This is a genomic window from Streptomyces sp. NPDC002265 (assembly GCF_040296125.1).
Taxonomy (GTDB): Bacteria; Actinomycetota; Actinomycetes; order Streptomycetales; family Streptomycetaceae; genus Streptomyces.
This window is the reverse complement of record NZ_JBEOWS010000681.1, coordinates 1-1646: the sequence shown is the minus strand read 5'-3', so window position 1 is coordinate 1646 and position 1646 is coordinate 1. Positions and strand designations below refer to the sequence as shown.

The following is a 1646-nucleotide window of genomic DNA, read 5'->3' as shown; positions in this document are numbered from 1 at the left end:
GCGGCGGCCTCGTAGCACTCCTGGGCGGCGACGTGCAGCTCGAAGTCGGCCTTGCCCGGGATGGACCCGAAGGCAGGCATGAACGCGGTGCCGACGCCGACGCCCACCACCATCTCACCGGCCGCGATGAAGGCGAAGGACGAATCGGCGTCGAGCAGCGAGAGCATCAGCACGCCGATGCCGGAAACAGCCAATCCGGTGCTCATCAGCACGCCGGGGCGCACGCGGTGGAAGAGGCGGGCGCCGGTCTGGGGGAGCCGATCGCCTGCAGGACCGCCATGGGGATGAAGGCCGGCCCGCTCATCACGGGCGAGTAGCCCTTGACCAACTGGAAGTAGGAGCTCAGGAAGACGAGCATGCCGAACATGGCGATCAGGGACAGGCCCAGGGACAGGTAGGCCCCGGCCCGGTTCCGCTCGGTCAGGACGCGCAGCGGCAGCAGCGGCGACTTCGCCCTCGACTCGAGCGGGACGAAGGACGCCGGCAGCACCCACGGACAGGACGAACATGCCGATGGTCATCGTCGAGCCCCAGCCGTCGTCCTTTGCCTCGACGAAGCCGAAGACCAGGGCGACGATGCCGCCGGTGGCCAGAACGGCTCCGGGCAGGTCCAGGCGCCCACGGCGGGTCTGCCGGCTGTCGGCCCCCACCAGTTTCAGGCCGCCGACGATACCGATCGCGGCGATCGGCAGGTTGATGCAGAAGCCCCAGCGCCAGTTGACGTACTGCCCAGGATGCCGCCGAACAGCAGGTCGGCGCCGCCGCCGGCCGTGGCGATGGCTCCGTAGATGCCGAGCGCCTTGGTCGCCCAACCTCCCCACGCTGCTGACGGCACACGCGCTCTGGGGCGCTTTCGGCGCGCTGCTCGCCCCGCCGCACTCGCGCTGATCTCACTGGAGTTCACCGACGCGAACGAGCCGACAGCCCGCTGACGGCCGAGGCCACCGCGAACCCGACAAGGCCGATGCCGGAGATCTTCTTGCGCCCCGTAGGTCCGCCAGTCGTCCGCCGAGGACGAGCAGTTCGCCGACAGGCGAGGCCGTAGGCGGTGATGACCCGCTGTCGGCCGCCGTCAGAGAAGCCCAGGCCGTAGGGCGCAGACGGCAGAGCGGTGTTCATGATCGCCGCGTCCAGGAAGACCATCACCTGGGCAACGCCGATGAAGATCAGCGCTCTCCGGAACGTCGGAGATTATGGAATGAGAGTCTCAGAAAGTGAGGATGTGGCCTGATGTCCCGGCCTGCGTCGAGACCCCCTTCTGTGTCGGAGGACGCACCATTCCACTGGTGAGGGCGTCGTCGCTGTCGCCGTGGCGTGGGGCAGCCGATCGGTGATCGCCACTCCATTCACGTTGACCGAGCGTTCCAGTATCTGTAGAGTCTGTTCGGCCCGGCACGTTGCGAACCTGCCGACGTGGCCCCCTGTCCAGGGACGGAGTCAGCCGCGGACGCCGGGACCTCTACGTCGCATTGACCTTGGGGGCCGCCGAACGGGCGCTTCCCGAACGCGGCACTTGCATGCCGCACCAGAAAGGGACAGCAATGACTTCCGACCGCAGCAAGACTCCCTCCGACCGCCGGTTCTCCAAGCGGGCGGGCATGGTGACGGCCGTCGCCCTCCTCCTGGCCGGAGGAGTGGCGACCGGT

2 protein-coding genes are annotated in these 1646 nt (G+C 68.5%); both read right to left on the bottom strand.

What is annotated here, in order from left to right; all coding sequences use genetic code 11:
* Positions 1-206: hypothetical protein (locus ABT085_RS46240; RefSeq protein WP_351623217.1), on the bottom strand; the 206-nt coding region annotated here is incomplete at its 3' end.
* Entirely contained in the window at positions 206-490 is a 285-nt protein-coding gene (locus ABT085_RS46235) for a hypothetical protein (protein ID WP_351623215.1), read from the bottom strand. The genes ABT085_RS46235 and ABT085_RS46240, both read right to left, overlap by 1 nt.
* Positions 491-1646: the final 1156 nt, after the last annotated feature.